We start from the raw sequence: 26,760 nt of genomic DNA on the forward strand, positions 1-26,760 counted from the left end.
AAAGAACGCCTGTCTCACTGGCGCTTAGCCGGCCGGCAGCCTATATTGGGCGGGACGGTCTGTGCTTCCCGGCAGGAGAACATTTTCCCCGGGGCCTTAACGATCCTTAGGGAGCTGTCCCTGGGAAGACCCGTGGGTTTTCTCACACGGCGCCCACCTACTTTGTAGGTTCCCGGGATCGCTCTCTCCACCGGTTGCGTGGATCGTCACTTATCGCCACTCGTCCCGCATTTCGGTGGATGATTGCGGAGGAAAACGTCGCTCCCAACACTCCATCCAAATCTGACCTTTTCTACCCTGGCTGCATGACCTCTCTCAAAGACCTGAAAAAGCAGCTTCGCCGTGAGGCCCTCGGACGCCGCGATGCGCTCGATGAATTCTGGCGGGTGGAGGTCGCGCTTGAAATGGCCGAGACGGCACGCGATCACCTCCATGTCGAGCCGGGCCAGATAGTTTCCGGCTTCTGGCCGATGCGTTCCGAAGTCGACGTTCGGCCGTTGATGTTTGCCTTGCGTGAAAAGGGCGCACGGCTTTGCCTGCCGGCCATTCTCGACAAGACCACCATCGTCTTTCGCGAACTGGTGCGCGACGCGCCGATGGTCGAGATGGGTTTCGGCACGGTCGGCCCGCACGAGGAAGCCGAGGTGCTCGACCCCTCGGTGATGCTGGTGCCGCTCGCCGCCTTCGATGCGCGCGGCCATCGCATCGGCTATGGTGCCGGCTATTACGACCGCGCCATCGCCAAGCTGATCGACAAGGGACAGCCGCCGCGGCTGGTCGGCATCGCCTTCGACTGCCAGGAGGTGGCAATGGTGCCGGATGAGGAACATGACGTCGTCATTCCGGAAATACTGACCGAGAGCGGGTTGCGCCGCTTCGCGCCAAAATTGTAGATAGGAGACGCATGATCTTCACTGGCGTCATGCAGCTTTCGCTGACCTTCGGTGCGGGATCATATGAGACTTCTCTTCCTCGGTGACATGGTTGGAAAGACAGGACGGACGGCGGTGTGGGAACAACTGCCCGGCCTGATCTCCGACTTCAAACTCGATTTCGTCATCGTCAATGGTGAGAACGCCGCCGGCGGCTTCGGCATCACCGAAGATATCTTTCGCGAGACGATCGCCGCCGGTGCCGATGTCGTCACCACCGGCAACCATGTCTGGGACCAGCGCGACGCGCTCGCCTTCGCGCCGCGCGAAGAGCGCTTCCTGCGCCCCTCGAACTTTCCCAAGGGCACGCCCGGGCGCGGCTCCGGTGTCTACATTGCCAGGAGCGGCGCGCGCGTGCTGGTCGCCAACATCATGGGCCGGGTGTTCATGCATCCCGAGCTCGACGATCCCTTCCAGGCCGGCGAACGCGAGCTTGCCGCCTGTCCGCTCGGCGAGCAGGCGGATGCCGTGATTATCGACTTCCATGCCGAGGCGACCTCGGAAAAAATGTGCTTCGCGCATTTCGTCGACGGTCGTGCCAGCCTCGTCGTCGGCACCCACACCCACCAGCCGACCGGCGATCACCAGATACTCAACGGCGGCACCGGTTATATTTCCGACGCCGGCATGTGCGGTGACTATGATTCCTCGCTCGGCATGGACAAGGAGGAACCGCTCAACCGGTTTCTGTCGAAAGTGCCGAAAGGCCGCTTCGAGGCGGCGACCGGACCGGCGACCTTGTGCGGCGTCGGCGTCGATATTTCCGACCGCACCGGGCTGACCGAGCGGATCGCGCCGTTTCGTCGCGGGCCGCGGCTGGAGGAAACCGCACCCTCCTTCTGGTCGTGACATTGATATAGGCACCCTTAGTACCTAACTGCCGGCGACACTGCTCTAGATCGTTAAAAGAGGGGACGACCTCCATGCAGCTCATCGAATTCCTGGCGCCGCATTTTCAATTTGTTTCCGACCCGACGGCCTGGGTCGCGCTGCTGACGCTGATCGTGCTCGAGGTCGTGCTCGGCATCGACAATCTGATCTTCATCTCGATCCTGACCAACAAGCTGCCGGAAGCACAACGGGCCCGTGCCCGCCGGCTCGGCATCTCGGCGGCGCTGATCATGCGGCTGGTGCTGCTGGCCACCATTTCGATCATCGTCCAGCTGACCACGCCGGTGTTCACGGCCTTCGGCCACGGTTTTTCCTGGCGCGACCTGATCCTGATCGCCGGCGGCCTGTTCCTGGTCTGGAAGGCGACCAAGGAGATCCATCACACGGTCGATCCCGACGACCACAAGGATACGATGATGGGCGAGACGCTGCAGATCAGCCTTGCCGGCGCGATCTTCCAGATCCTGCTGCTGGATCTCGTCTTCTCGATCGATTCGATCATCACCGCCGTCGGCATGACCGACGAGATCGCCATCATGTACATCGCCGTGATCGTGGCGGTCAGCGTGATGATGCTGGCGGCCGGGCCGCTGGCCAATTTCATCGCCAAGAACCCGAGCATCGTCATGCTGGCGCTGGGCTTCCTTCTGATGATCGGCATGACGCTGATCGCAGACGGCATGGGTTACCATGTGCCCAAGGGCTACATCTATGCGGCGATGGGCTTTTCGGCGCTGGTCGAGGGGCTCAACATGCTGGCGCGGCGGCGCAAGAAGCGGGGCGGAGGGCATTAAGGCAGGCCCTGAGCACCTAGTGCCCTGGCACGCCCTTGGGGTGACGGTCGCCGATCAGGCCGAGCGTCAGGCCCTGTTCCAGCCACGCCTTGGCACCGGCCAGCACCAGCGTGAAGCCGCCGGTTGAGCCGACGGCCTCTTTCACCTGCTCGTCGCCATCGCCGGCGAAGCCGAAATTGCGAACCTCGAGAAAGGTCGTCTCGCCAGGCATTTCGGTGAAAGTCCAGACCACGGTGGTCGGTGGATCGCTCCATTGCATGACGATCTTTTCATTGGGAACAATCTCGCTGACAGCGACCGTCGTCGACACGTCATACATGCGCCATTCCCAGCGGATCTGCTTGCCGCTGTCCAAGCGGCCGCTGCCATGGGTGAACCAGAATTTCGTGGTGATGGCAGGATCGACGATCGCCTCGAACACGTCGGCGACAGGCCGCCGGATCAGCATGCCGGCTTCGGCGGTCGGTTTTTCGTGGATGTCCATCGGATGCTCCTTTCGTGGCTTGGCGCTCACCAGGCATCGGGCTCGCGCAGCATGTGCACGATGTTGGCCGGGTTGGCGATCCAACCGCCTCGAAAGCCCTCGCCCAAGGGCTCGATAACGTCGCAACGCACGACGCCAGCCTTGGCGAGATGATCCGCAGCCGTCGAAAAATCGTCGGTAAACAGCTCCAGCCACACCTCGGCCTGGCTCATCATCGGCGCTTCATCGATCCACAGGCGGTTGGGCCCCAGCTCGAAGCCGACGGCCGGTGCCTTGTCCGTGAACGGCTTCAGGCCGACAACGTCGCGGTAGAAGGCGATCGTCGCCTCATATTGGTGCGGCGGTACCTTCATGGCGATGTTGATGCCGCCGGTGATTGTCGCGGTCATAGCTGGCTCCGTTGTCGGGTTCAAACGTTGGTCTCATTGGCGGGTTCGCCCCTCATCTCGCTGCGGTAGTAGCCGTCGCGCAAATTGATGCCGTATTCGACATAGGCTTTCATGCAGGCCAGCATCTGCGACCAGCCCTCGCAATTGAGGTAGGACTTCTTCAGGCCGACCGCACCTTCCTGCCAACCGCTCTCGGCGATGGTGACGAAGGTGCCGCCATCGTCCAGCGGTTCGAAATTCATCTCGATGCGGGTCTTGTAGGCCGGCTTGCCATCGGCATCGGTGGCATCCCAGCGCAGCACGATGCGGCGGTCCTTGATCACTTCGTCGACCTCGACCGGCACCTTGCCCCACCAGACGACGCCGGCGCCGGCTTCCAGCGGGGCGCTGGCGCCGCCGATCGTGGTGAAATAGCCGCTCAGTTTCCTCGGGTTGACGACTGCGTCGAAGACGTCGGCGACCGGCTTGCCGATGCGTCCGGAAACACTGAATCCAAGTGACATATCCACAACTCCTTCCCTTGATCGGCTCAACAATATGTTATATAAACATAACATGTCAAGCCGATCGCAAGATGACAATGTTTTCAAGGCGCTGGCGCATCCGCGCCGGCGTGAAATACTGGATCAGCTGAAGGATACACCGAAGACGACCGGCATGCTGTGCGAGGCCTTTCCCGATATCGATCGCTGCACCGTGATGCTGCATCTCAAAGTGCTGGAGGAGGCCGACCTGATCGTTGCGCGGCGCGATGGCCGCGAGCGCTGGAACCATCTCAACGCGCTGCCGATCAAGCAGATCCACGACCGCTGGATCAGCCAGTATGCCGGGCATGCCCTCAGTATCATCGACCGGCTGAAATCCGATCTGGAGGCGTGAACGTTCGCAGCAGCCCATGTCGCACGTCCCGTGCGCGGTGCGGCTGGACGAATTGAGCCGATTTAACTATAAGCCGGCCATTCCGACAGAGAACGCCGTGCTTCCACGAGGTGCACCTGGGACGCTCTGAAATTTTGAATTCGGGCATTGCGGAAGACGAGGTCAGATCACTTCGCTTCGGGATGCTCTAGCCGAGAAGACGACAGGGGTGCCATGGCTGGCCATTCACAGTTCAAGAACATCATGCACCGCAAGGGCCGCCAGGATGCGGTGCGGTCTAAAATGTTTTCCAAGCTGGCGCGCGAAATCACCGTCGCCGCCAAGAGCGGCACGCCCGATCCATCGATGAACCCGCGCTTGCGGCTGGCGATCCAGAACGCAAAGGCGGTGTCGATGCCGAAGGACAACATCCAGCGCGCCGTCAACAAGGCCTCGATGGGCGATGCAGAGAACTACGAAGCCGTGCGCTATGAGGGCTATGGTCCGGGCGGCGTCGCCGTCATCGTCGAAGTGTTGACCGACAATCGCAACCGTTCGGCCTCGAATGTGCGCGCCGCCTTCACCAAGGCCGGTGGGGCGATGGGCGAAACCGGCTCGGTGTCGTTCATGTGGGACCGCATCGGCGAGATCTATTATCCGGCATCGGCCGGCAGCGCCGACAAGGTCATGGAAGCGGCGATCGAAGCCGGCGCCGACGACGTGGAAACCGACGAGGAAGGCCACACCATCTATTGCGCCTTCGAGAATCTCGGCGAAGTGTCGAAAGCTCTGGAAACCGCGCTCGGCGAGGCAGAATCGGTGAAGCTGATCTGGCAGCCGCAGAACAACATTCCGGTCGACGAGGAGCGGGCACAGTCGCTGATGAAGCTGGTCGCCACGCTCGAGGACGACGACGACGTGCAAAGCGTCTACGCCAACTTCGAAGTCGACGACGAGACCATGGCCAAGCTCAGCGCGGCATGAGCGGAGGAGCTCAGCCCGGCATGAGCGAGCAGCTCCTCCCTGCCATCCGTATCACCTACTGCACGCAGTGCCAGTGGCTGCTGCGCGCTGGCTGGATGGCGCAGGAGCTGCTGTCGACCTTCGGCACCGATCTGGGCGAAGTGACGCTGGTGCCCGGCACCGGCGGCATCTTCACCATTTCCTGCAATGACACGCTGGTCTGGGACCGCAAGCGCGACGGCGGCTTTCCAGACGCGGCCAAACTGAAGCAACTGGTCCGCGATGTCATTGATCCGGACCGCGATCTCGGTCATTCCGATCGGAAGACAAAGGCGTAGAGCTCGCCGGCGCTTCCGTCAGTTGCGTCGCCACGCTCCGAGCCGGCGCCAATCGCAATACCCACGGCGACGCCCATCGGAAGGTCATCCAGAGCAGTGCCGATCGCGGCACCGACACCAACTCCGATGGCCATGCCGAAGGCCATATTTGCGTATTGATCCTTCATCGGTCGCTCCATCCATCGTCGTCAACGCGTGGCGAACCAGAAGGATGCCAGCGCGGCTATGCCGCTGATGGTGCGGACATGGTTCCACATCACCCATTCATTGAGGTAGCGCGACCACAGGCTTGCGCCATTGCTGCTGGCCGGATCGACGGCGGCGAGCGCATCGTTCAGCGGGACGTTGAAGATCATCGTCACCACCACGATGCCGATGAGATAGAGCAGGCTGCCGGCAATCAGCCAGAGCGAGCCCGGCTGGCTCCAGCCGATCACCGCACCGATAGCGACAACAATGCAGACGAGGGCCGTGCCGAACAGCGCTGTCATGAACAGCGGGGTCACAGCTGTGACATTGATCGAATTCATCGCGGCAATCCCGCTTGCGGCTGGCATGCGGGCGAGGCCCGGCATGACGAAGCTGGAGAAAGCAAAGAAGACGCCGCCGACGAGGCCAGAGCCGAGTGCGGCGATGAAGATGAGAGTGGGAAGAAGTTTCGCGATCATGTCAGTTGCTCCAAGCCCGTTGTGTTTTCCGGCAAACATGAATAATCCTCATGTTTGCAAAACGTGATAAACCCTCGTATTTTATGAGTCAAGCGATTTTGATGCATTTGGAGTCAGTCATGGAAGACGCGGCAGCCCCCGTTTCCGCACAGGAGCAGGTTGCTTCACCGCGCCGGGCGCCGAGCCAGCAGCGCAGCCGCGAGCGGGTCGAGCGCATGCTGGCGGCTGCCTCGGCGCTGATCGCCGAGCAAGGCAGCGATGCCATGCGCATGGGTGAGGTGGCGGAACGGGCAGGGGTGTCGATCGGCTCGCTCTACCAGTTTTTTCCGGACAAGCGGGCGATCATCTGGGCGCTGGCCGAGCGCTACACCGCCGAAAGCCAGGCCTGCATCTCAGCCGCGCTCGCCGGTGTCAGCGATGCCGAAGGGCTGGGCCGGGCGTTTACGGAACTGGTCGATATCTATTACGGGCTGTTCCTGGCGGAGCCGGTGATACGCGACATCTGGTCGGGCACGCAGGCCGACAAGGCGCTGCGCCAACTCGAACTCGCCGACAGCCGCGCCAACGCCGGGTTTCTGACCACGGTGCTCAAACGCTTGCGACCCGACGCCGATCCGGCGGCTCTCGACACCACAGCGTTCCTGGTCTGGCAGATGGGCGAAGCCGCCATGCGGCTGGCGATCTCCGTCGAGCGGCAGGAGGGCGACAGGCTGGTCGCCGCCTACAAGCGCATGGCGCTAAGGGAATTGCTGGCCCAGTAGCGCCGCGCCGCAACAAAAAACCCGCCACGGAGGCGGGTTTTGATCTGCGAAAGGTCGTTTGGCTTAAGTTCTTACTTGATGCAAGTCGTTATCCCAAAACCGCTTCGCACTTTTGGGCGACATGCAATTAGATGCCGAAACCTTCGAAACGCTTCTTGAACTTCGACAGGCGACCGCCGCGATCGAGCAGGGTCTGCTGGCCGCCGGTCCAGGCCGGGTGAGTGGTCGGGTCGATATCGAGGTTCATCGTATCGCCTTCCTTGCCCCAGGTCGAACGGGTCGTGTATTCGGTGCCGTCGGTCATGACGACCTTGATGGTGTGGTAGTCGGGATGAATAGCGCTCTTCATGGCTCGGTTCCTGGCTTGCCGGCGCGGCTGACGGGCATAAGCCTGCGTCGATGCGCCTCTTTTTAAAACTCGAAGCCGCAGCTATTGAGGAGCCACGGCTTCTAAAACGGTCGGCGAGCCTATACATCAGCCGGAATTGAATCACAAGGCCGCGGCAAGCGCATATTGAGGCGCAGACCCCAAGGGCGGCTGGAGGAAACATCGGGATGGCGCAAATCACCAGCGCAGACGAGCGCCGGCGTTCGCTCAAGCCGCTCCGGCGCCTGTTTCCGTATATCACGCACTACCGCACGCTGGTCGTCGGCGCCATCATCTCGCTGGTCATCGCGGCGGCAACCACGCTGGCGCTGCCGCTGGCGGTGCGGCGCATGATCGATCATGGCTTCTCGTCGGCCAGCACCACCTTCATCGCCGAATATTTCGCCGCCTTGGTGGCGATGGCCGCCGTACTGGCGGCAGCATCGGCCGGCCGCTACTATTTCGTCATCACGCTCGGCGAGCGCGTCGTCGCCGATATCCGGCGCGATGTGTTTGCCCATGTGACGACGCTGTCGCCTGCCTTCTTCGACACCGCCCAGTCGGGCGAAATCGTGTCGCGGCTTGCCGCCGACACGACGCAGGTCAAGTCGGCGGTCGGGGCGACCGCCTCGGTGGCGCTGCGCAACGTCATCCTTGGTCTTGGCGCGGTGGGGATGATGGTCGTCACCAGTCCGAAACTGTCGGGCCTGGTCATCGCAGCGATACCCGTCATCGTGCTGCCGCTGGTCGCTTTCGGCCGCTCGGTGCGGCGCAAATCACGCCAGGCGCAGGATACGCTGGCCGATGCCACCGCCTATGCCAGCGAGCAGATCGGCGCGGTGCGCACGCTGCAGGCCTTCACCAATGAGAAACTGGTCACCGGGCATTTCTCGGCCGCGGTGGAAGCTGCTTTCGAGGCGGCACGCTCCTCGATCTTCGCGCGCTCCTTCCTTACCTTCTTCGCCATTTTCACCATCTTCTCGTCAGTCGTGGCGGTGCTGTGGTTCGGCTCGCGCGATGTGCTCGAAGGCTCGATATCGCCGGGCACGCTCGGCCAGTTCCTGCTCTATTCGGTGTTCGCCGCCGGCGCGTTGGGGGCGTTGTCGGAAGTCTGGGGCGAGCTTGCGCAAGCGGCGGGTGCCGCCGAACGGCTGACCGAGATCCTGGCCGAGAAGCCGGCGATCCAGGCTCCCGCCGATCCAAAGCCGCTGCCGACCGTCGCCAAGGGCGCGATCGTCTTCGACAATGTCTCCTTCTCCTACCCGGCAAGGCCCGACCGCGCTGCCGTGCACGGCTTGAGCTTTCAGGTCATGCCGGGCGAGACGGTGGCGATCGTCGGGCCGTCAGGGGCCGGCAAGAGCACGGTGTTTTCGCTTATCCTGCGCTTCTACGATCCCGAAACTGGCAAGATCCTGATCGACGGCGTCGACGTGCGCGAGGCCGATCCCGTTTCGGTCCGCCAGCGCATCGCGATCGTGCCGCAGGACGTCACCATTTTCGCGGCAAGCGCTCGTGACAATATCGGTTTCGGCCGGCCGGGAGCCAACAAGGCCGAAATCGAGACGGCGGCGAAGGATGCGCTTGCCGATGAATTCATCCTCAAGCTGGAAAAAGGCTATGACAGCCAGGTCGGTGAGCGCGGCGTGACGCTGTCAGGCGGCCAGCGCCAGCGGGTTGCGATCGCCCGCGCCATCCTGCGCGACGCCCCGATCCTGCTGCTCGACGAGGCCACCTCCGCCCTCGACGCCGAGAGCGAGACGCTGGTGCAGACGGCGCTGGAACGCCTGATGCAGGGCCGCACCACGATCGTCATCGCCCACCGCCTGGCGACGGTGCTGAAGGCCGACAGGATCCTGGTCATGGATGGCGGCTCGATCGTCGAGGAAGGCACGCATCAGAGCCTTGTCGCCAAGGGCGGCATTTATGCGCGGCTGGCCAAGCTGCAGTTCGAAACCGGCGCGAGTGCTTTCAGGGGCGCGGCTGAGTAGTCAGAACCATCTTGCGTTCCTGATGTGCCGACCGTCCTTACGCGGCTCCGTAGCGCTGTTTCAGATGGTTCACGAAATAGGTGGCGTTGAGCTTTTCGCCGGTGGCGCGTTCGAGCAGGTCCGGCGTCGACCAGCGTGACCCCTGCGACCAGATCTTTTGGCGGCGCCAGTCGTTGATCACATCGAAATTGCCTTTGGCGAGATCGTCATCGGCGGCCGGATGTTCCCGCGTCAGCGCTGCCCATTGCTGCGCCGCCATCATCGCGCCCAGCGTGTAGGACGGGAAGTAGCCGAAGGCGGCCCCCGGCCAATGCACGTCCTGCATCGGCCCGTCGGCGGGGTTGTCGATGGTGGAAAGGCCGAGATAGTCGCGCATCTTGGCGTCCCAGGCTTCGGGCAGGTCGGCCACTTCAAGCTTGCCGGCGACGAGATCCTGCTCCAGTTCGTAGCGCAGGATAACATGCAGGGGATAGGTCACCTCGTCGGCATCGACCCGGATCAGTCCGCGCTCGACGCGATGCACATGCGGCAGGATATCGTCGAGTGACCAGGCTTCGCCGAGATGCTTTTCGACCACCCGCAGCGCCCAGCGCCAGAAGGCCGGGTTGCGGCCGAGCTGCTTTTCGACAAAAAGGCTCTGGCTTTCATGCACCGCCATGCCGCGCGCCTTGCCGAGCGGCCAGTGCGACCACGCCTTGGGCAGGTTCTGTTCGTAGAGCGCATGGCCGGTCTCGTGCAGCACACCCATCAGCGCCGACAGGAAATCGGAGGTCTTGTAGCGGGTGGTGATGCGCACGTCGCTCGGCACGCCGCCGCAGAAAGGGTGGTGCGACACCGACAGCGACCCGTGCGTCAGGTCGAAGCCGACCGACGCCATCATGGCAAGGCCGAGCTCGCGCTGCCGATCAATCGCATAGGTGCCCGACAGCGGCTTCAGCGGGCGCTTGCGCAGCCGCGCGTCCTGGATCGCCAGCGCCTCCGGCACGAAGCTTTTCAGGAAAGCCTTCAGGTCGGTGAAGACTGGCGTGATGTCGGCGGTGCGGTTGCCGGGATCGTACTGCTCCATCAGCGCGTCATAGGGGGCTAGGCCGAGCACGTCGGCACGCAGCGCCGCCTCCTCGCGCACCAGCGCCACGACGCCCTCCAGCGCCGGCTGGAAGCCTGCCCAGTCGTTCTTGGCGCGCAGGCCGCGCCACAGCTGCTCGCAACGCATGCGCGCGGTCGTCTGGCGTTCGACGAATTCGACCGGCAGGCAGGTCAGGTTGGTATATTGGCGCCGCAGTTCCAAGACCGCGGCGCGCTGCTCTTCACCCAACGCTTCCTGTTCGGCCACGACGATCCAGTCTGCTATCTCCGGCGCCGTCGCCCTGGTGTGGTACATACCGGCCAGTGCAGACATCGCCTCGGCGCGCTTCTCGCCACCGCCCACGGCCATGTGGGTGGCCTCGTCGGCGCCGAGGATGGCCAGCGCGTGCTCGAGCGCTTCGAGCTTGTGGCCGAGATCATCGAGTTTCTGAAAGGACATGGCGGCTTCCGTGATTGGGGACGGCGCGAAAAGACACCAACGCAAATGCGTTGGCAACCCTCAGATGCCGTCGGGCAAATGCACCTTGCGCAGGCGATGCCGCGCATGGAATGCTGACAGAGCGGTTCATCGTTTCACGGAAACGCAGAACCGCTCTATCTCTTGTTCTTGGCGCAATTCCGGACGGAAAACCGCTTCGCACTTTTCCTGGAATTGCTGCCGGCAACCAAAGAAGGGGAGCAAATGATCGGCAACATCCTTGTCGGGCTGGTGGCCTTGATCCATGCCTACGTCGTCTATCTGGAGATGGTGCTGTGGGACACGCCGCGCGGACACAAGGCTTTCAACCTGACTCCGGAATTCGCCAGTGCCTCGAAAGTGCTCGCCGCCAATCAGGGGCTCTACAACGGTTTCCTTGCCGCCGGCCTGATCTGGGGGCTTTGTCTCGGTGCGGCCGGTTTTCAGGTCAAATTGTTCTTCCTGTCGTGCGTGGCCATTGCCGGCCTCTATGGCGCGGCAACGGTTGGCCGCAAGATCCTGTTCATCCAGACCGTGCCGGCGGCGGCTGCCCTGATCGCGGTGTGGCTCGGCTGGTAAAAAGGACGCCCGCGGAATGGCTCCCGAAGGCGTCAGAGGTCCCTTCCTCTTGGACCCTTCAACCGTTCGGGTAGTTGCCGCCGTCGGAGCCGTCGCCTATCAGGAAACCGCTGCCGGTATCGATCATCAACCGCTGGTCGACATTGTCGAGACGACGCAACAGGTCGTGGTATTGCGCGGCCGGTATCCTGCCATGATAGGACGCGGCGACTTTCTCGGCCGCTTGACCGATGTGGGCCGTGCGCATTTCCAGGCGTTCCGCCACGGCCGGGGTGATGTTGTTGGCCTGTCTTGCGTCCACGATGCCCTGCCGGACGCCCTGCACCTGTGCGGTAAGCGCCTCGACACGCGGGCCGGTCATATCGGTTGGATCGGTCGCGTCGAGAGCGCCCTTGTTGTGATGGCCCGCGGCATAGGCGCCGGCAAGCGGGACGGCGATGAGGAATGCCGTGAGTGTCGCAGTTCTAAGCGAGGTCTTGGGAGTAAAAGAGCGCATCACGCGTCTCCTCTTGTAGAGGAAGGCGGCGGTTGTCCGCCTGCCTTCCGGCCTTGGGCCGTCCGGTTCCGTCGCGTCGCGATGAGGAGATTCATCGCCGGCGGTTCTCGGCCCGGGCGGGAAGCTAGGCCCGCCCTGCGACAATGTGTAATTAAAAAAAGATAATCTTTTCAGGCCTTGCCGGCCTCGACTTACGCCCTAGAGTTGAGCCGGCGAACAAGTTCGCGTGACAATGGATCAACGTTCGGTGAGCTTCAGTTCAATACGGCGGTTCTTGTTGCGCGCCTCTTCGGTGTCGGCGGGGTCGAGCGGCTGGAACTCACCGAAGCCGGCTGCTACGAGCCGGTTGGCCGGCACGCCGTTCTCGATCAGGAATTTTACCACCGAGGTCGAACGCGCCGTCGACAGCTCCCAATTGTCGCGGTAGCGGCCGGTGCCGGAGAGCGGCTTGTTGTCGGTATGGCCGTCGACGCGCAGCACCCAGTTGATCTCGGGCGGGATTTCCTTCTGCAACTCGATGATGGCGTCGGCGAGCTTTTTCATCTCGACCTTGCCGGCATCGTTGATCACCTCGGAGCCGGTCGGGAACAGCACTTCCGACTGGAAGACGAAGCGATCGCCGACGATACGGATGTTCTCGCGGTCGGCGAGGATTTCGCGCAAACGGCCGAAGAAGTCGGAGCGGTAGCGGTTCAATTCCTGCACGCGTTGCGCCAGCGCGACGTTGAGGCGACGGCCGAGATCGGCGATCTTGGTGTTGGAATCGCGGTCGCGGATTTCGGAGACGTTGAGCGCATCCTCGAGCGCGCCGATCTGCTTGCGCAGTGCCGCAATCTGCTGGTTGAGGATCTCGACCTGGCTCAGTGCCTGCTGGCTGATCTGGCGCTGGCTGTCGAGTTCGCCGCCGAGCGCCGCGGCGCGCTGGTTGGCGGCGTCGCCGGCACCGGCACCTTGCGCCAGCAGCTGTTCGAGCCGGCTCTTTTCCGCTTGCGCCGCTGACAGCGACGCCTGCAGATTGGCCAGTGAATCATCCTTGTCCTGCGCCGTCGAGCGCTCCAGCGCCAGCAACTGGGTCAGCTCGTTGATCTGCGAGTTGAGGCGCGAGAGTGCCGTATCCTTGCCGGAGATTTCGCGTCCCAGCAGGAACTGCGCCAGCACGAAGACCGTGAGCAGGAACATGATGGCCAAAAGTAGCGTCGACAGCGCGTCGACGAAGCCCGGCCAGTAGTCGATGCGGCGATCGGTACGCCGGCCCCTGGCGAGTGCCACTTCAGTGCACCCCGGGCTTCTTCAGGGCATCGGCGATCTTTTCCAGCGTGTTGCGCATCGCCTTCTGCTCGTCGGACTGGGCCTCGACCCAGTCGCGCATGATCTGCTGTTCCGAGCGCATGTTCTTGACCAGGCCGGAAATGCCGTCGGCGAGATTGGCCATGGCGGTGGCGACGCGCGGGTTGGAGCCGCCGCCATTCTCCTGCATGCTGCGCAGCCGTTCCGACAGCACCCGGATCTCGTCGGAGGATTCAGTCTTGGCCGGATCGGCGACGATGATGTCCGACGACAGGTCGGTGACCGAGGAAAGCCAGTTTTCGAGTTCGGTGTAGAAGCGCGTCTGGGCGCGGCCGGCCTGCAGGTCGAGGAAGCCGAGCACCAGCGAGCCGGAGAGGCCGAACAGCGAGGACGAGAAGGCTGTGCCCATGCCGGCCAGCGGCGCCGAAAGCCCCTGCTTCAAGGAATCGAGAACCGCGGCGGCGTCACCGGTGCCGGGATCGAGCGATTCGATGGTCTCGCGGATCGAACCGATGGTGTTCAACAGTCCCCAGAAGGTGCCGAGCAGGCCGAGGAACACCAGCAGGCCGACGAGATAGCGCGAGGTGTCGCGGCTTTCGTCGAGGCGGGTGGCGATGGAATCGAGCATGGTGCGCATCGAACTGGTCGAGAAGGCCGTCGCCGAGGAGCGGCCGATCATCGCCTTCATAGGCGCCAGCAGCACCGGTTCTGTCGTCTCCGAGCCGGCACGGAAGGAGTTGACCCAGCGCACTTCGCGAAACAGTCGCCCGACCTGGGCGAAGGCCAAAAGGATGCCGACCACCAGCACCCCGACGATCAGGCCATTGAGGCCGGGATTGCTGCCAAAAGCGGTTGAGATCTGTCGGGTGAGGATGGCGGCGATGAAGGCGACGATGACCAGGAAGATCACCATAGTCAGCAGGAAGACCTGCGGGCTTGATAATTTATGCGGGTCGTAGATCAGGACATCAGAACGTCTGCCCATGCCGAAGGATCTGAGAAAAGCCATCCGTGCCCCGTTTCCGATGCCGCCGCCGATCACGTAAACCGCGACTCTAAACGGAATTGTGACCAAATTGAATGGCGCTTGGCAATATTGCCGCGTCGATAATGTCAGAGGCGATTGATGACCAGACAGTCGACCATGGCGGCCAGATGCAGGCCGGCGCCGGCGACGACGAAACCGTGCCACAGCGCGTTGTGGAAGCGCAGCCCCTTCCAAGCGAAGAAGATGACGCCGCAGGAGTAGACGATGCCGCCGGCAACGATGAGCGCGATCGATGTCGTCGGCAGCGTCTGGACAAGCGGCTTGAACAGGATGATGCCGCTCCAGCCGATGGCGAGATAGAAGCCGATCGCCAGCCGGTCGAAACGGCCGGGCAAGAACACCTTGATGGCAATGCCCAGCACTGCCGCCGTCCAGACCAGCACGATCATCCATCGCGCCAGCGGCGAGCCTTCGAGCTGCGCCAGGAAAGGCGTATAGGTCGCGGCGATCAGCAGATAGATCGCGGCGTGGTCGAAACGCCGCAACACCCATTTTGCCGGCGACGACACCGGCCACAGATTGTAGGTCATCGACACTGAGAGCACGGTGAGCAGCGAAACCACGTAGAAGGCGGCGGCGATGTATTCGCCCGGTCCGACACGAAACGCCGCCAGCGCCAGCAGTGCGGAACCGGCCGATATCGCCAGCACGATGCCGACCGCATGGACGATACCGTCGGCGATCATCTCGGCGCGCGAATAGTGCCAGCGTCCGATGAACGGGATGTCGGGGTAGGGTTGGTTGTCGTTCACTGCCGGGTTTCCTGCGCCGCGCACCCCAATTTGGGCGCTCGCAGGGCAGTATTTCAAGCTTTCGTTGCGGTCTTGCGACTGCGGCGCATCAGCGCGGCGTGCCTGTCAACGAGGGGGGAGCGGCTTCTTCACGGCCTTCAGCAGGGCGCGCTGGATGACCTCGTTGCCGGCGACAACCGAGCCGTTGTCGAGCATGTCCTGGCCGCCATCCATGTCGGAGACGAAGCCGCCCGCCTCGCGGATCAAAAGCAGCCCGGCGGCGATGTCCCAGGCGGACAGGCCGGTTTCCCAGAAGCCATCCATGCGGCCGGCGGCGACATAGGCGAGGTCGAGCGATGCGGAGCCGAGGCGGCGGACACCGGAAACCTCGGCCATGACATTGCGCAGCTCGACGAGGAAATTGCCGTGGTGGCCGCGTCCGAGATGCGGCATGCCGCAGCCGATGACCGTGTCGACCAGCTTGGTACGGCCGGCGACGCGCAGGCGGCGGTCGTTCATGAAGGCGCCGCCGCCGCGTTCGCAGGTGTAGAGTTCGTCCATCGCCGGATTGTAGATGACGCCGGCAACGATCTGGCCCTGGCGCTCCAGCGCGATCGAAACGGCAAAGAGCGGAATGCCGTGCAGGAAATTGGTGGTGCCGTCGAGCGGGTCGATTATCCAGCGATGCTGGCCGTCGTCGCCTTCGACCACGCCGCGCTCTTCCATCAGGAAGGCATAGCCCGGCCGTGCCTTGGACAGCTCGGCGAAGACGATGTCCTCGGCCTTGCGGTCGGCCTGGCTGACATAGTCGCCGGGGCCTTTCATCGAGACCTGCAGGTTCTGCACCTCGCCGAAGTCGCGCGACAGCGAGCGGCCAGCCTTCATTGCGGCCTGGACCATGACGTTGAGAAGGGCTGAGCGTGCCATAGTGCTTTTTCCCGGTGCTGCGCTTTAAACTCTGCCTCGATGCATGTCGGTGACCCAAAACCGGGGCCACTTTTGGGCGACATGCGTCAGTCGGCGCGGCGCACGTAAGTGATTTCGTTGGTGTCGACGATGATCCGCTCGCCGGCACCGATAAAGGGCGGCACCAAGACGCGGATGCCGTTCTCCAGGATCGCCGGCTTGTAGGACGATGCCGCCGTCTGGCCCTTCACCACCGGGTCGGCCTCGGTGATGGTCAGCGTCACATAGTCGGGCAGCGAAATGCCGATCGGCCGCTCTTCGTAGAGCTGGACCGTCACCATCATGCCGTCCTGCAGGAAGGCGGCGCGATCGCCGACGAAGTCCTTGTTCAATTCGAGCTGCTCGTAGCTCTGGGTATCCATGAACACCAGTGCGTCTTCCTGCGCGTAGAGGAAGGAAAAATCCTTCAGGTCGAGCCGGATCTGTTCGACCGTCTCGGCCGAGCGGAAGCGCTCGTTGAGCTTGGTGCCGTTGATGAGGTTCTTCAGTTCGACCTGATTGTAGGCGCCGCCCTTGCCAGGCTTGACGGTGTTGGTCCTGACCGCCACCCAAAGGCCGCCATCATGCTCGATGACATAGCCGGGACGGATTTCGTTGCCATTGATCTTGGCCATGATGAGGTGATCCGGAATGATGCCAACAGCCACGCCGTTGGTATGGGATGTTCGCTGGGAAAGCGATTTCGGGCTCCCAAGACCACAAATCGCCAGAAGAGGCAAGGGAGCGGGCAGGTTGGGACCAGGCGAGGAAGCCGGGGTTACACTTGCAATGACAGCGAGAACCGCCGTCAAGGCAGCCGGTTCGCCTTCTGCAGCGCCTGCTTGGTCTGGTCGTCGTCCAGCCCCTGCAGGAAGTCGTCCATCTGCGGGTCGATGAGGCCGGCACGGCGGGCGACGACGTACCAGGCGCCGGCAAGCACCAGGTCCGGATCGGTGCCGATGCCTTGCATATAGAGCTTGGCCAGGCGGTTCTGGGCGGCGACATTGCCGCCCTCCGCCGCCTGCTTCATCCAGCCGAAGGCGGATTTCAGGTCGCGCGCACCGCCGCGGCCTTCGATCATCCAGGCGGCGAGATCGATCTGCGCGGTGTCGTAGTTCTGCCTTGCGGCCTGCGCCAGCAGGCGCCTTGCCTGGGCGTCGTCGCGTGGCTTGCCGCCGACACCGTTGGCGTAGATCTGCGACATTGCATATTGCGCGTCCGCGAGGCCGGTCGCGGCGGCGCGCTCATAGTAGGAGACCGCCTTGGCCATGCCGGCGTCGCCGGGGTCCTGCTGGACCAGCATCTGCGCAAAATTGAATTGCGCCAGCCGGTTGCCGGCTTCGGCGGCGGCCTGCATCAGGGCGTAGGCCTCTTTTCCATCCTTTTTGACATAGCGGCCGTCGAGCAGCATCAGCGCATACTGGAACTGCGATTCCGGCACACCCTGTTCGGCGGCCAAGGCGTACCATTTCGCCGCCTGCGCCGAATTGACCGGCACACCGAGACCTCGCGACAGGATCTCGGCCACCAAGGTCTGCGCCGCCGGATCGCCGTTTTGCGCCCGGACCAATGCCAGATTGTAAGCTGTCTTGTAGAGACCGCGCTGGAAGGCGCCATAGGCCGCGTCGGCGGGTTTTGCGCCGAAGCGGTCGGGATTGATGGCGTCGGCCGATGGCAGCGGCGCCGGTTCTGCCGTGGTGGCGGGCTGCGGCAATGGCTTTTCGATCGGCTTATCGGTGTGGATTTCCGGCTTGGGCTGCGGCAGAGGGATGGTCTCCGCAGCGGCAGCCTGGACCATCAGCACCGCAAGCAGAGCCTGGAGGGGAAGCGTCGCCGAGGACATTTCAGTCCTCGAAGCGCGGCGCGGTCTCGTCGAGCAGCGCGTTGGCGGTGGCGACCGCTGTCTTGGGATCGGTGCCGTCGGCGAACACGGCGCTCGACAGCGCCACGAATTCAGCGCCGGTGGCGCCCACGGCTTCGACCGAGGCGATGTCGGATCCGGCCATGACGATGCAAGGGATTTGGATCATGTCCGCCCACCATGCGCCGAGCGACAGGTTGCGCGGGTGCGGTTCCGGCTTGTTGTCGTAGCCGAAGCGGCCGAAGAAGATGTAGTCTGGCCGCGTCTCGCCAAGCTCGAGCGCGTCGTCACGCGTCTTGGCGCCTCCGGTGCCGACCATCATCTTTGCCTGGAAATGCTCGATCGTCTCGGCAAGTTCGGCCTTGGAGACCTCGACATGGATGCCATCGGCCTGGACGCGGCCGGCTATGCGGGTGTCGCCGGCGATGATGACAGCAACGCCGGCGGCTTGCGCTGCCGGCACAATCTGTTCGGCAAAAGCCTGGAAGGAGGCTTCATCCATGCCGTTCTCGGGCAGGATCAGCGAAGCGACATCGCCGCCATCGAATGCCGCGACAATACGGGGCGCCGGCACGCCGGGTGGCGCGATCAGCACGATGCGACAGCGATTGGGGGGCGTTGCTTCATTCATGGTTCTTCGGGTCCCGCGTTTCGCCTATGCCGGGCGAAGATGGTTGGATTGCGGCATAGAGCAAAGTGCCCGCCTTGAACAGGCGGGCAGCCGGGATCGCGATGTTTGATCCGCCGGGCAGCCGGCGGGGGCGCTTCACTTGATCGGGTGCGGGCTCGCGATGGGCGGTTTGCCCTTCCACAGCGTCCAGCCGAGGTTCATGCCGGCGGCGGCGATCAGGATGGCGGTGGCGCCGACGACCTGGCTCAGATGCAGCCGATGGCCGAAGGCGATGACGTCGACCAGAATGGCGACGACGGGATAGATGAACGACAGCGATCCCTGCAGATGCGTCGGCAGCTTCTGGATGGCGCCGTACATGAGTATGTACATCAGGCCGGTGTGGACGATGCCGAGCGTCGCCAGCATGGTCCAGATCCAGGCATCGGCCGGAAGCTGTGAAAGATTGGCGAAGGGCGCCAGCATGACGACGCCGACGCAGACCTGGATCAGCGCGATGAGGTGCGGCGGCGTGCCCTTGAGCTTCTTGGTGACGATGGCGGCAACGGCCCAGAAGAAAGCCGCGCCCAATGCCATGACGATGCCGGTAAAATAATCCGTGCCGGCCATGCCGGCATTGGGGCCAGCGTCGGGGGCCGACTGCACGATCAGCACCATGCCGGCGAAGGCGATGGCCAGCCAGGTCAGCTTGGTCAGGGTCAGCCGCTCGGCGAAGAACAGCGCGCCGAAGCCGACCAGCATGAAGGGCTGCGTGTTGTAGACGGCGGTGGCGATCGAGATCGATGCGCGTGAAAAAGCGCTGAACAGCAAAAGCCAGTTGACGACGATGGCGACGCCGCCGAGCGCGGCGATGCCGATGACGCGTAGCGACAGTCGGTTGCGCAGCATCCCCAACCCGGCGCAGATGATGAGCAGCGTCAGCGCGCCGAAAGCGCAACGCCAGAACACCACATCCATGATCGGCTGGCCGGACAGGACGACGAACCATCCGATCGTTCCCAGGATCGCCATTGCGGCTGACATTTCGACCGTGCCGCGTACTGTCTCGTTCACAACAAACCTCCGTATCCCTGCAACCGCTATGATCTCATGCGGCTACGCGGCTTTCCATCGGATTAGAAAAGGGGTATGGGTAAACGGCCTAATTATATTAGGTTATGGGTTCCAAATCGGCAGGAAATGTAAAATGCTGGATGACCTCGACCGAAATCTCCTTGAAATCCTGGTCAAGGATGCGCGGGCTTCGCTGAAGGAACTGGCCGCCCAGGTCGGGCTGTCGTCGCCAAGCGTCTCGGAGCGGCTGCGACGGCTGGAGGAGCGCGGCGTCATCCGGGCGTTCACTGTCGAGATCGATGCGCTGGCGCTCGGTTATACCTTGCAGGCCATCGTGCGCATCCGGCCTCTGCCCGGCAAGCTGCACATCGTGCAGAAGCTGATCGAGGACATCCCCGAATTCGGGGAATGCGACAAGGTGACGGGCGATGACTGCTTCGTCGCTCGCCTGTTCGTGCGATCGATCGGTGATCTCGACGGGATTCTCGACCGCATCGCCGACAAGGCCGAAACCAGCACCGCCATCATCAAGGCGCAGCCGATCCGGCGGCGCCCGCCGCCGCTCGATGCGGCCTCGCCGCGCGACAGGGCAAAGGTCGTGCAAGCATCCTGGGCCACGCCCTGGGTGCCAGAGGGCTGATTGCAGCGGGTGGAAAGCCGGCGGCCGGTTGGTTAGGGTGCCGTCCAAACGAGGCTGAGACGATAATGGCGCAGAACATATACGACCGTGAGGATTTCTTCGCAGGCTACAGCCAACTCGGCCGTTCGATCGAAGGGCTGGAGGGTGCCGCCGAGTGGCCGGCGCTGTGCACGATGCTGCCCGATGTCAGCGGCTTGAGGGTCCTCGATCTCGGCTGCGGCTTCGGCTGGTTCTGCCGCTGGGCAAGCGAGCATGGGGCGGCGCAGGTGCTTGGCCTGGATCTGTCGGAGAAGATGCTTGCCCGGGCAAGGGCCGCCGCCGGCCCGGATGCGGGCATACGTTATGAGACGGCCGATCTCGATCGGCTCAGCCTGCCGCAAGCCAGCTTCGATCTCGTCTACAGCTCGCTCGCCTTGCACTATCTCGAGGATGTGCTGCGTCTGTTCGGGACCGTGCATCAGGCCCTGTCGCCCGGCGGACATTTCGTCTTCTCGACCGAGCATCCGATCTTCATGGCGCCGACCAAACCCGGCTGGGTGATCGATGCCGAAGGCCGCAAGACGTGGCCTGTCGACCAATATCTGGTGGAAGGACCGCGCAGCACGGACTGGCTGGCCAAGGGTGTCGTGAAACATCACCGCACGATCGGCACCACGCTCAACGCTCTGATCCGATCCGGCTTCACCATCGACCATGTCGAGGAATTCCGGCCGACCGATGCGCAGATCGCGGCCAAACCCGAACTGGCGGAGGAACTCGAGCGGCCGATGTTCCTGCTGGTCTCGGCCCGCCGATAGACACAGGCCGGCGACGGCCGGATGTGTGGCCGCCACGCTCACATTTGCTGTCGCTCCGCCCGGCATTCTGGGCTATTCAAGCGTCGACACGCTTTCCCTCCGGACCAGCCCCCTCCCATGTCAGGCCTGCTTCTCGATCCGTGGTTCTATGCGGCCGCCCTTCCGGCGGTCATTCTGGTCGGCCTGTCCAAGGGCGGCTTCGGCGGCGCCGTCGGCTTCGTCGGCGTGCCGCTGATGGCACTGACCATGCCGCCGGTGCAGGCGGCAGCCATCCTGCTGCCGATCCTGTGCCTGATGGACATCGTCTCGGTGTGGACGTGGTGGGGCGTCTATAACAGAAAGATGCTGGTCGACATGATGCCGGGCGCCGTCATCGGCATCGGCCTTGGCTGGCTGACGGCGGCCTTGGTGACCGAAGAGGCGGTGCGGCTGATCGTCGGCGCCGTCGCCATCATCTTCGTCCTGCGCTGGCTCTATCTGCAGTTCCGCCACGGCGCCGACCACGCAGCCGCGCCCAACCGCGTGGCCGCCGCCGTCTGGGGCACGGTCGCCGGGTTCACCAGCTTCGTCGCCCATGTCGGCGGCCCGCCCTTCCAGGTCTATGCCTTGCCGATCCGGCTCGATCCGAAAGTTCTGTCGGGCACCGCCGCGATCTTCTTTGCCGCCACCAATGCGCTGAAGCTGGTTCCCTATTTCGCGCTCGGCCAGTTCGACACCGCCAATCTGACGGCGTCGGCGGTGCTGATGCCGCTGGCGCCGCTGTCGACCATCGCCGGGGCGTGGCTGGTGCGGAGGATGCGGCCGGAAACCTTCTATCCCTTCACCTACGCGACCGTGGCGGTCGTGGCGCTGAAGTTGCTGTGGGATGGCATAGCTGGGCTTATGTAGAAAGGCAGCCGCGCAGCCTTCCGTCACCATCAGGGTCAGGCAGCGCTCGGCACGAGGCGACGGTTGCCACCAAAGGCAAGTGTGGCGCCTGCCGCAACGACCAGCACCATGCCGGCGAGGATTCCGATGTCATGCACGGTCGGCTTGAGCACCATGTCGGCGATGATCACCAGCATCACCGCGTAGTCGAAGCGTGCCGCGCTCATCATCCGCTGGCCGATGGCAAGAACGGCTGGCGTGACGCCCTCCTTGGCGATCATCTCGCCCATGCGCTCGCCGGTCGGCTTGAAGATCAACATGCCGATCGAAAAGGTCGTGGCGTAGCCGGCCAGGCCGATCAGGATCCACAGATCGGAGAAGCCGACCCAGAACCAGCACATGATGAGGCCGAAGATCAGCGTCAGCATCGACATCGGCGCAAAAAACCTGCCGCCCAGCTGGCCGCTGGCGCGCATCGCCTGCAGCTTGTCCTCGATGTTGCCCGCCCGCTCGGCAAGCATGCCCAGCAGGAACAGTACGAAGCCACCGCCGACCCACAGAATGGCGGTAGTGACGTGGAGGAATTTAACGATCGAGTACCAGTCCATGGGTTGCTCCTGCAGTGTTCCGGTCAGGTTTGCGGCGGCCCGGATGGCGCCGCCGTCAGAGGAGCAGGCGTTTAGCGCGGCGCCTGTTTCGGAACGATGTCGCGTAAAAACCGGCTCTGTTTCAGCGCAATGAAAAAGCGGCTGAGATTGAGATTGTGAACGCGCTATCTGATTTCCTGTTAGCTAGCCTGACGCTGGAGATGCTGTGCTGTTACGGCACAATATGGCGGCGTTCGGTCAAAAAACATTCGCGTCGTTAAGGCTTCATTAAGCTTTACAGGTGTTTACTATGTTCATCCAGTGATCTGGATTCTTACCGAGTGGTTGGAGCCACTTTGTTTGACGCCTCCCTGTTAAACTCCTGAGAGCCGCCTTATCCGCGGCTCTTTTTTTGTCTTCATTTCCCTTTTTGTCCGCGTCTCAGCGGGGCCGCCCGACAGAGGCTTGCCGTTAACCTTCTGTTAAACATGTGCTTGCCTTCACCGGTGACGAAGCGCATTTTCAAGCTTCAGTCAGATAGGGTTCCGGGTGTATCGGCAGGGAGCCGAATCAGCCGGTTGCAAGTGCAGGGGCGTATCAATGAACGAGCCTTCGAAGGGCAGTGCGAAAACCGTCAAGCTGGCGGAACGCCGGGTTTTCTCGCAATCCTTCAAGCCGCTTTACCAGGAAGGTATGGGCCTGGTCGAACAGGCGGCGGAATATCTCGACGGCAAGGGCCGGGCCGAGGCGAAGAAACTGTCCAGGCTGGCAGCCACGCTCTACGCGGCCGAATCGATGCGGCTGACCACCAGGCTGATGCAGGTTGCCTCCTGGCTGCTTTTGCAGCGCGCCGCCAACTCCGGCGAGATGACACGCGACCAGGTGGCGTCGGAAAAGTCCAAGGTGCGTCTCGACACCGCTTCCGCCCATGACGAAGCCGCCGGGTGGGCCGAACTGCCCGAGGACTTTCTCGACCTCGTCACCCGCTCGTTGCGCCTGCAGGCGCTGGTGCGCCGCATGGACGAGGAGATCTATGGCTCCGGCGCCGTGGTCGACATGCAACCGATGGCTCGCCGCCTCAATCCGGTTTCCGACCAGATCAGCCTGCTCAACACGGCTTTCGCCCGGGGTTAAACCTCGCTCCGCCTTTCTGTTTCCGGTTTGTTCACATTTCGCTGGCATCGCTATCGGCCGGAGGTAAAGTCGGCACATGGCGGAAGCGATTCGCATCATCGGTATCGATCCGGGGCTTCGGCGCACCGGCTGGGGCATCGTCGAAAGCTTTGGCAACTCGCTGCGCTTCATTGCCTCCGGAACGGTGAAGTCCGACGACAAGGCGGCGCTGGCAACGCGGCTGTGCCAATTGCATGACGGGCTCGCCGAGATACTGCACAGCGCCATGCCGCACGAGGCGGCCGTCGAACAGACCTTCGTCAACAAGGACGCGGTGGCGACGTTGAAGCTCGGCCAGGCACGTGGCATCGCTATGCTGGTGCCGGCGCGTGCGGGCCTCGTCGTTGCCGAATATGCGCCAAACGCCGTCAAGAAGGCGGTGATCGGCGTTGGCCATGGCGACAAGAAGCAGATCCACATGATGGTGAAGGTGCTGTTGCCGAAAGCCATTTTCGATACCGAACATGCCGCCGACGCGCTGGCCATCGCCATTTGCCACGCGCATCACCGGCAAAGCGTGGCTTACCGGATGGCGCTTGCCGGGTAGCTATGTTCTTGACTTGTTCACGCAGTTGGAATATTCCTTACTTGTAAGAAAGGGTGTTTCGCATGCGCGTGACGAGCAAAGGCCAAGTGACCATTCCGCGGGATCTGCGGGAAACATTCGGGATTGGCGCCAACAGCGAAGTCATCTTTGGTATTGAGGGGGGCAAGATCACGATCACGCCGAAGCACGACAGGGGACGGCTGGCTGATCGCGAAAGACTCGATCGTTTTCTCGCTGCGCTTGACCGGCTTGAAGGCAGCGGCGATCAGACAATGAATGCTGACGATGTCATGGCTTTGACCCGGGATCGCTGATCTTGGCGACGCTTGTCGACACCAATGTGCTTATCGATGTCGCCGTTCGCGATCCCGTCTGGTCAAAGTGGTCGTGGTCCAAAATGGTGTCTGCCCTTGAGCAAGGCAGCCTGGTCATCAATCAGATCATCTACGCCGAGTTTTCGATGCGCTATGACGCGATAGACGATGTCGATGATGCCTTGCCTGAAGATGAGTTCCGGCGCGAAAGTCTCCCGTTCGAAGCGGCCTTTGCGGCGTCGAGAGCGTTCTCGGTCTATCGGCGGTTGGGCGGACCCCGAGAGAAGGTGATGCCCGACTTCCTGATTGGGGCTCACGCTGCCATCCGAGGCTATCCCATTCTTACTCGCGATCCCGCAGGTTTCAGAAAGTACTTTCCAGATGTCGAGCTCATCACGCCCGATACTCATCCCTAACGGGGGCTGCGTCCAATGATCGGCAAGCTCAAGGGCACGCTCGACGAGGTCGATGAGGATCATTGCCTCGTGGACATCCATGGCGTCGGCTACGTCGCCTATTGCTCGGCGCGCACGCTGGCCGCGCTGCCTTCGCCCGGCGAAGCGGTGGTGCTGTTCATCGAGACCTACGTGCGCGAGGACATGATACGCCTCTACGGCTTCCAGTCGCAGCTCGAGCGCGAGTGGTTCCGGCTGCTGATGAACAACGTGCCAGGTGTCGGCGCCAAGGTGGCGCTGGCCATCCTGTCGACACTGGCGCCCGCCGACCTCGCCAACGCCATTGCGCTGCGCGACATCGCCATGGTTTCGCGCGCGCCCGGCGTCGGCAAGAAAGTGGCCGAGCGCATCGTCACCGAATTGAAGAACAAGGCGCCGGCCTATGCCGGCACCGCCTCGGGCACCATCGGCCTGAAGCAGGAGCTCGGCGATGGCGTGGCCTCCGCGCCGATCACCGACGCGGTCTCGGCGCTGGTCAATCTTGGCTATTCGCGCGACACCGCCGCCAATGCGGTTTCGGCGGCGCTGAAGACGGCGGGCGAGGATGCCGATGCGCCGAAGTTGATCCGCTTCGGGCTGAAGGAACTGGCGCGGTGAACGGCCGCTTGTTCAGCTCCTTGCCGTGTGCAAGGAAGGCGGCATGAGCCTGTCGCCCCGCCTTATCACCCCGGAAAAACGCGGCGAGGATGCCGAGCAGACCTTGCGGCCGCAGACGCTCGACGATTTCGTCGGCCAGGCGGCGGTGCGGGCCAATCTCAAAGTGTTCATCGAGGCCGCCAAGGGCCGCAACGAGGCGCTCGACCATGTGCTGTTCGTCGGACCGCCCGGTCTCGGCAAGACGACGCTGGCTCAGATCATGGCGCGCGAACTCGGCGTCAATTTCCGCTCGACCTCCGGCCCGGTCATCGCCAAGGCCGGCGATCTTGCCGCACTGCTGACCAATCTCGAGGAAGGCGACGTGCTGTTCATCGACGAGATCCACCGGCTGAGCCCGGCGGTGGAGGAGATCCTCTATCCGGCGATGGAGGATTTCCAGCTCGACCTGATCATCGGCGAAGGCCCGGCGGCGCGCTCGGTCAAGATCGACCTCGCCCGCTTCACCCTGGTCGCCGCCACAACGCGGCTTGGCCTGCTCACCAACCCGCTGCGCGATCGTTTCGGCATTCCGGTGCGGCTCAATTTCTACACAGTCGAGGAGCTGGAGCAGATCGTGCGGCGCGGCGCGCGCATCCTGCAAATGCCGCTCGGCGACGATGGTGCGCTGGAGATCGCGCGGCGCGCGCGCGGCACGCCGCGCATCGCCGGCCGGCTCCTGCGCCGCGTGCGCGATTTCGCCTCGGTCGCCGGCGACGGCCATGTCGACCGCAAGATCGCCGACGAGGCGTTGACCCGGCTGGAGGTCGACGCGCTCGGCCTCGACGCGCTCGACCGCCGGTACCTCAGCATGATCGCCCGTAATTTCGGCGGCGGGCCGGTCGGCATCGAGACGATCGCCGCAGGCCTGTCCGAACCGCGCGATGCCATCGAAGACATCATCGAGCCTTATCTGATCCAGCAGGGCTTCATCCAGCGCACGCCGCGCGGCCGCATGCTGACGGCCAATGCCTGGCGCCATCTCGGCCTCGACGCGCCGAAGGATCTGGCGCAGCAGCAGATCAACCTGTTCCAGGAAGAATAGCGCTTCGGGCGACCAGGCGCAGGTTCCAGGCGATAGAGGATCGGCGAACGGCCTGCGCAAAATATCCTCAGCTTCGTCGGTTTGCCGGCGCATTC

35 protein-coding genes and 1 other RNA gene are annotated in these 26,760 nt (G+C 63.2%); 19 read left to right on the top strand and 17 right to left on the bottom strand.

Annotated elements, in window-relative coordinates; genetic code table 11:
• Positions 1 to 53 precede the first annotated feature (53 nt).
• The 4 genes from ssrS (at position 54) to LB558_RS28060 (ending at position 2,617) form a co-directional block, all read left to right on the top strand.
• A non-coding RNA gene (gene ssrS, locus LB558_RS28045) (6S RNA) lies at positions 54 to 209 on the top strand.
• A gap of 96 nt (positions 210 to 305) precedes the next feature.
• Positions 306 to 893, top strand: a complete 588-nt coding sequence (locus LB558_RS28050) for a 5-formyltetrahydrofolate cyclo-ligase (protein ID WP_224700515.1) — start codon at positions 306 to 308, stop codon at positions 891 to 893.
• Positions 894 to 956: 63 nt separating this feature from the next.
• The gene (locus tag LB558_RS28055) at positions 957 to 1,781 is read left to right on the top strand and encodes a YmdB family metallophosphoesterase (RefSeq protein WP_027037218.1); all 825 of its coding nucleotides are present in this window, start codon (positions 957 to 959) and stop codon (positions 1,779 to 1,781) included.
• Between the two features lie 74 nt (positions 1,782 to 1,855).
• The gene (locus LB558_RS28060; RefSeq protein ID WP_224700516.1) at positions 1,856 to 2,617 is read left to right on the top strand and encodes a TerC family protein; all 762 of its coding nucleotides are present in this window, start codon (positions 1,856 to 1,858) and stop codon (positions 2,615 to 2,617) included.
• Positions 2,618 to 2,633: 16 nt separating this feature from the next.
• Here LB558_RS28060 and LB558_RS28065 read toward each other — a convergent pair whose 3' ends face one another.
• The 3 genes from LB558_RS28065 to LB558_RS28075 are packed head-to-tail and all read right to left on the bottom strand — an operon-like array spanning position 2,634 to position 3,993.
• Positions 2,634 to 3,101 (bottom strand): SRPBCC family protein, encoded by a 468-nt coding sequence (locus tag LB558_RS28065; RefSeq protein WP_224700517.1) that lies wholly within the window; start codon positions 3,099 to 3,101, stop codon positions 2,634 to 2,636.
• A gap of 26 nt (positions 3,102 to 3,127) precedes the next feature.
• Positions 3,128 to 3,490 (bottom strand): VOC family protein, encoded by a 363-nt coding sequence (locus tag LB558_RS28070; RefSeq protein WP_127411811.1) that lies wholly within the window; start codon positions 3,488 to 3,490, stop codon positions 3,128 to 3,130.
• Between the two features lie 20 nt (positions 3,491 to 3,510).
• A complete protein-coding gene (locus LB558_RS28075) occupies positions 3,511 to 3,993 on the bottom strand; it encodes an SRPBCC domain-containing protein (RefSeq protein ID WP_224700518.1) in 483 nt (160 codons plus the stop codon).
• A gap of 52 nt (positions 3,994 to 4,045) precedes the next feature.
• Between LB558_RS28075 and LB558_RS28080 the strand changes: the two genes are divergently transcribed.
• The 3 genes from LB558_RS28080 to LB558_RS28090 all read left to right on the top strand — a co-directional run bounded on the left by LB558_RS28080 (position 4,046) and on the right by LB558_RS28090 (position 5,649).
• Positions 4,046 to 4,369 carry an ArsR/SmtB family transcription factor gene (locus tag LB558_RS28080; protein WP_224700519.1) on the top strand — a complete coding sequence of 108 codons (324 nt, stop codon included), beginning with the start codon at positions 4,046 to 4,048 and terminating at the stop codon, positions 4,367 to 4,369.
• Between the two features lie 213 nt (positions 4,370 to 4,582).
• A complete protein-coding gene (locus LB558_RS28085; protein WP_224700520.1) occupies positions 4,583 to 5,332 on the top strand; it encodes a YebC/PmpR family DNA-binding transcriptional regulator in 750 nt (249 codons plus the stop codon).
• A 20-nt stretch (positions 5,333 to 5,352) separates the two neighbouring features.
• On the top strand, positions 5,353 to 5,649 hold the full coding sequence (locus LB558_RS28090) for a SelT/SelW/SelH family protein (protein ID WP_224700521.1): 297 nt from the start codon (positions 5,353 to 5,355) through the stop codon (positions 5,647 to 5,649).
• On the opposite strand, the gene LB558_RS28095 is transcribed toward LB558_RS28090, so the two are convergent.
• Both LB558_RS28095 and LB558_RS28100 read right to left on the bottom strand, forming a co-directional pair.
• Positions 5,622 to 5,816, bottom strand: coding sequence for a hypothetical protein (locus LB558_RS28095; RefSeq protein ID WP_224700522.1), 195 nt, complete (start codon positions 5,814 to 5,816; stop codon positions 5,622 to 5,624). The genes LB558_RS28090 and LB558_RS28095 overlap by 28 nt on opposite strands.
• 21 nt (positions 5,817 to 5,837) lie before the next feature.
• Positions 5,838 to 6,317: a DUF1772 domain-containing protein gene (locus LB558_RS28100; RefSeq protein ID WP_224700523.1), complete on the bottom strand. Its 480-nt coding sequence runs from the start codon at positions 6,315 to 6,317 to the stop codon at positions 5,838 to 5,840.
• Positions 6,318 to 6,436: 119 nt separating this feature from the next.
• Between LB558_RS28100 and LB558_RS28105 the strand changes: the two genes are divergently transcribed.
• Positions 6,437 to 7,078: a TetR/AcrR family transcriptional regulator gene (locus tag LB558_RS28105; protein WP_224700524.1), complete on the top strand. Its 642-nt coding sequence runs from the start codon at positions 6,437 to 6,439 to the stop codon at positions 7,076 to 7,078.
• Between the two features lie 127 nt (positions 7,079 to 7,205).
• On the opposite strand, the gene rpmE is transcribed toward LB558_RS28105, so the two are convergent.
• Entirely contained in the window at positions 7,206 to 7,427 is a 222-nt protein-coding gene (gene rpmE / locus LB558_RS28110; RefSeq protein WP_023811830.1) for a 50S ribosomal protein L31, read from the bottom strand.
• A gap of 206 nt (positions 7,428 to 7,633) precedes the next feature.
• Between rpmE and LB558_RS28115 the strand changes: the two genes are divergently transcribed.
• Complete coding sequence (locus LB558_RS28115; protein ID WP_224700525.1) at positions 7,634 to 9,433, top strand: ABC transporter transmembrane domain-containing protein; 1,800 nt, start codon at positions 7,634 to 7,636, stop codon at positions 9,431 to 9,433.
• A 37-nt stretch (positions 9,434 to 9,470) separates the two neighbouring features.
• Here LB558_RS28115 and LB558_RS28120 read toward each other — a convergent pair whose 3' ends face one another.
• On the bottom strand, positions 9,471 to 10,958 hold the full coding sequence (locus LB558_RS28120) for a carboxypeptidase M32 (RefSeq protein ID WP_224700526.1): 1,488 nt from the start codon (positions 10,956 to 10,958) through the stop codon (positions 9,471 to 9,473).
• Between the two features lie 243 nt (positions 10,959 to 11,201).
• Between LB558_RS28120 and LB558_RS28125 the strand changes: the two genes are divergently transcribed.
• Positions 11,202 to 11,555, top strand: coding sequence for a DUF1304 domain-containing protein (locus LB558_RS28125; protein ID WP_224700527.1), 354 nt, complete (start codon positions 11,202 to 11,204; stop codon positions 11,553 to 11,555).
• Between the two features lie 58 nt (positions 11,556 to 11,613).
• Here the strand turns inward: LB558_RS28125 and LB558_RS28130 are convergent, their stop codons facing one another.
• The 9 genes from LB558_RS28130 to LB558_RS28170 all read right to left on the bottom strand — a co-directional run bounded on the left by LB558_RS28130 (position 11,614) and on the right by LB558_RS28170 (position 19,607).
• A complete protein-coding gene (locus LB558_RS28130; protein ID WP_224700528.1) occupies positions 11,614 to 12,051 on the bottom strand; it encodes a hypothetical protein in 438 nt (145 codons plus the stop codon).
• Positions 12,052 to 12,288: 237 nt separating this feature from the next.
• Positions 12,289 to 13,320, bottom strand: coding sequence for a peptidoglycan -binding protein (locus LB558_RS28135; RefSeq protein WP_063173252.1), 1,032 nt, complete (start codon positions 13,318 to 13,320; stop codon positions 12,289 to 12,291).
• A 1-nt stretch (position 13,321) separates the two neighbouring features.
• Entirely contained in the window at positions 13,322 to 14,347 is a 1,026-nt protein-coding gene (locus LB558_RS28140; protein WP_127261658.1) for a MotA/TolQ/ExbB proton channel family protein, read from the bottom strand.
• A gap of 104 nt (positions 14,348 to 14,451) precedes the next feature.
• Positions 14,452 to 15,138: a PAQR family membrane homeostasis protein TrhA gene (gene trhA, locus LB558_RS28145; RefSeq protein ID WP_224700529.1), complete on the bottom strand. Its 687-nt coding sequence runs from the start codon at positions 15,136 to 15,138 to the stop codon at positions 14,452 to 14,454.
• Between the two features lie 105 nt (positions 15,139 to 15,243).
• A complete protein-coding gene (locus LB558_RS28150) occupies positions 15,244 to 16,044 on the bottom strand; it encodes an inositol monophosphatase family protein (protein ID WP_224700530.1) in 801 nt (266 codons plus the stop codon).
• 86 nt (positions 16,045 to 16,130) lie between these two features.
• Positions 16,131 to 16,697 carry an elongation factor P gene (efp, locus tag LB558_RS28155; RefSeq protein WP_013529127.1) on the bottom strand — a complete coding sequence of 189 codons (567 nt, stop codon included), beginning with the start codon at positions 16,695 to 16,697 and terminating at the stop codon, positions 16,131 to 16,133.
• Positions 16,698 to 16,870: 173 nt separating this feature from the next.
• Positions 16,871 to 17,905, bottom strand: coding sequence for a tetratricopeptide repeat protein (locus tag LB558_RS28160; RefSeq protein ID WP_224700531.1), 1,035 nt, complete (start codon positions 17,903 to 17,905; stop codon positions 16,871 to 16,873).
• Position 17,906: 1 nt separating this feature from the next.
• A complete protein-coding gene (locus LB558_RS28165) occupies positions 17,907 to 18,554 on the bottom strand; it encodes a thiamine phosphate synthase (protein WP_224700532.1) in 648 nt (215 codons plus the stop codon).
• A 135-nt stretch (positions 18,555 to 18,689) separates the two neighbouring features.
• Positions 18,690 to 19,607, bottom strand: a complete 918-nt coding sequence (locus tag LB558_RS28170; protein ID WP_224700533.1) for a DMT family transporter — start codon at positions 19,605 to 19,607, stop codon at positions 18,690 to 18,692.
• A 133-nt stretch (positions 19,608 to 19,740) separates the two neighbouring features.
• On the opposite strand from LB558_RS28170, the gene LB558_RS28175 reads away from it, so the two are divergent.
• The 3 genes from LB558_RS28175 to LB558_RS28185 all read left to right on the top strand — a co-directional run bounded on the left by LB558_RS28175 (position 19,741) and on the right by LB558_RS28185 (position 21,932).
• Positions 19,741 to 20,247 (top strand): Lrp/AsnC family transcriptional regulator, encoded by a 507-nt coding sequence (locus tag LB558_RS28175; RefSeq protein WP_224700534.1) that lies wholly within the window; start codon positions 19,741 to 19,743, stop codon positions 20,245 to 20,247.
• Positions 20,248 to 20,312: 65 nt separating this feature from the next.
• On the top strand, positions 20,313 to 21,044 hold the full coding sequence (locus LB558_RS28180) for a class I SAM-dependent methyltransferase (protein WP_224700535.1): 732 nt from the start codon (positions 20,313 to 20,315) through the stop codon (positions 21,042 to 21,044).
• Positions 21,045 to 21,161: 117 nt separating this feature from the next.
• Positions 21,162 to 21,932, top strand: coding sequence for a sulfite exporter TauE/SafE family protein (locus tag LB558_RS28185; protein WP_224700536.1), 771 nt, complete (start codon positions 21,162 to 21,164; stop codon positions 21,930 to 21,932).
• A 35-nt stretch (positions 21,933 to 21,967) separates the two neighbouring features.
• Here the strand turns inward: LB558_RS28185 and LB558_RS28190 are convergent, their stop codons facing one another.
• Positions 21,968 to 22,519, bottom strand: coding sequence for a DUF2269 family protein (locus tag LB558_RS28190; protein ID WP_224700537.1), 552 nt, complete (start codon positions 22,517 to 22,519; stop codon positions 21,968 to 21,970).
• A gap of 579 nt (positions 22,520 to 23,098) precedes the next feature.
• Between LB558_RS28190 and LB558_RS28195 the strand changes: the two genes are divergently transcribed.
• The 6 genes from LB558_RS28195 (at position 23,099) to ruvB (ending at position 26,665) form a co-directional block, all read left to right on the top strand.
• A complete protein-coding gene (locus LB558_RS28195) occupies positions 23,099 to 23,632 on the top strand; it encodes a DUF1465 family protein (RefSeq protein ID WP_109664757.1) in 534 nt (177 codons plus the stop codon).
• Positions 23,633 to 23,708: 76 nt separating this feature from the next.
• A complete protein-coding gene (gene ruvC, locus LB558_RS28200) occupies positions 23,709 to 24,218 on the top strand; it encodes a crossover junction endodeoxyribonuclease RuvC (protein ID WP_224700538.1) in 510 nt (169 codons plus the stop codon).
• A 62-nt stretch (positions 24,219 to 24,280) separates the two neighbouring features.
• Positions 24,281 to 24,532, top strand: coding sequence for an AbrB/MazE/SpoVT family DNA-binding domain-containing protein (locus tag LB558_RS28205; protein WP_224700539.1), 252 nt, complete (start codon positions 24,281 to 24,283; stop codon positions 24,530 to 24,532).
• Between the two features lie 2 nt (positions 24,533 to 24,534).
• Positions 24,535 to 24,948: a type II toxin-antitoxin system VapC family toxin gene (locus tag LB558_RS28210; protein WP_224700540.1), complete on the top strand. Its 414-nt coding sequence runs from the start codon at positions 24,535 to 24,537 to the stop codon at positions 24,946 to 24,948.
• Between the two features lie 15 nt (positions 24,949 to 24,963).
• The gene (gene ruvA, locus LB558_RS28215) at positions 24,964 to 25,584 is read left to right on the top strand and encodes a Holliday junction branch migration protein RuvA (protein WP_224700541.1); all 621 of its coding nucleotides are present in this window, start codon (positions 24,964 to 24,966) and stop codon (positions 25,582 to 25,584) included.
• Positions 25,585 to 25,627: 43 nt separating this feature from the next.
• The gene (gene ruvB / locus LB558_RS28220; protein ID WP_127261675.1) at positions 25,628 to 26,665 is read left to right on the top strand and encodes a Holliday junction branch migration DNA helicase RuvB; all 1,038 of its coding nucleotides are present in this window, start codon (positions 25,628 to 25,630) and stop codon (positions 26,663 to 26,665) included.
• The last annotated feature ends 95 nt before the right edge of the window (positions 26,666 to 26,760 follow it).

This window comes from Mesorhizobium sp. CO1-1-8 (genome assembly GCF_020164875.1).
Lineage (GTDB): Bacteria > Pseudomonadota > Alphaproteobacteria > Rhizobiales > Rhizobiaceae > Mesorhizobium.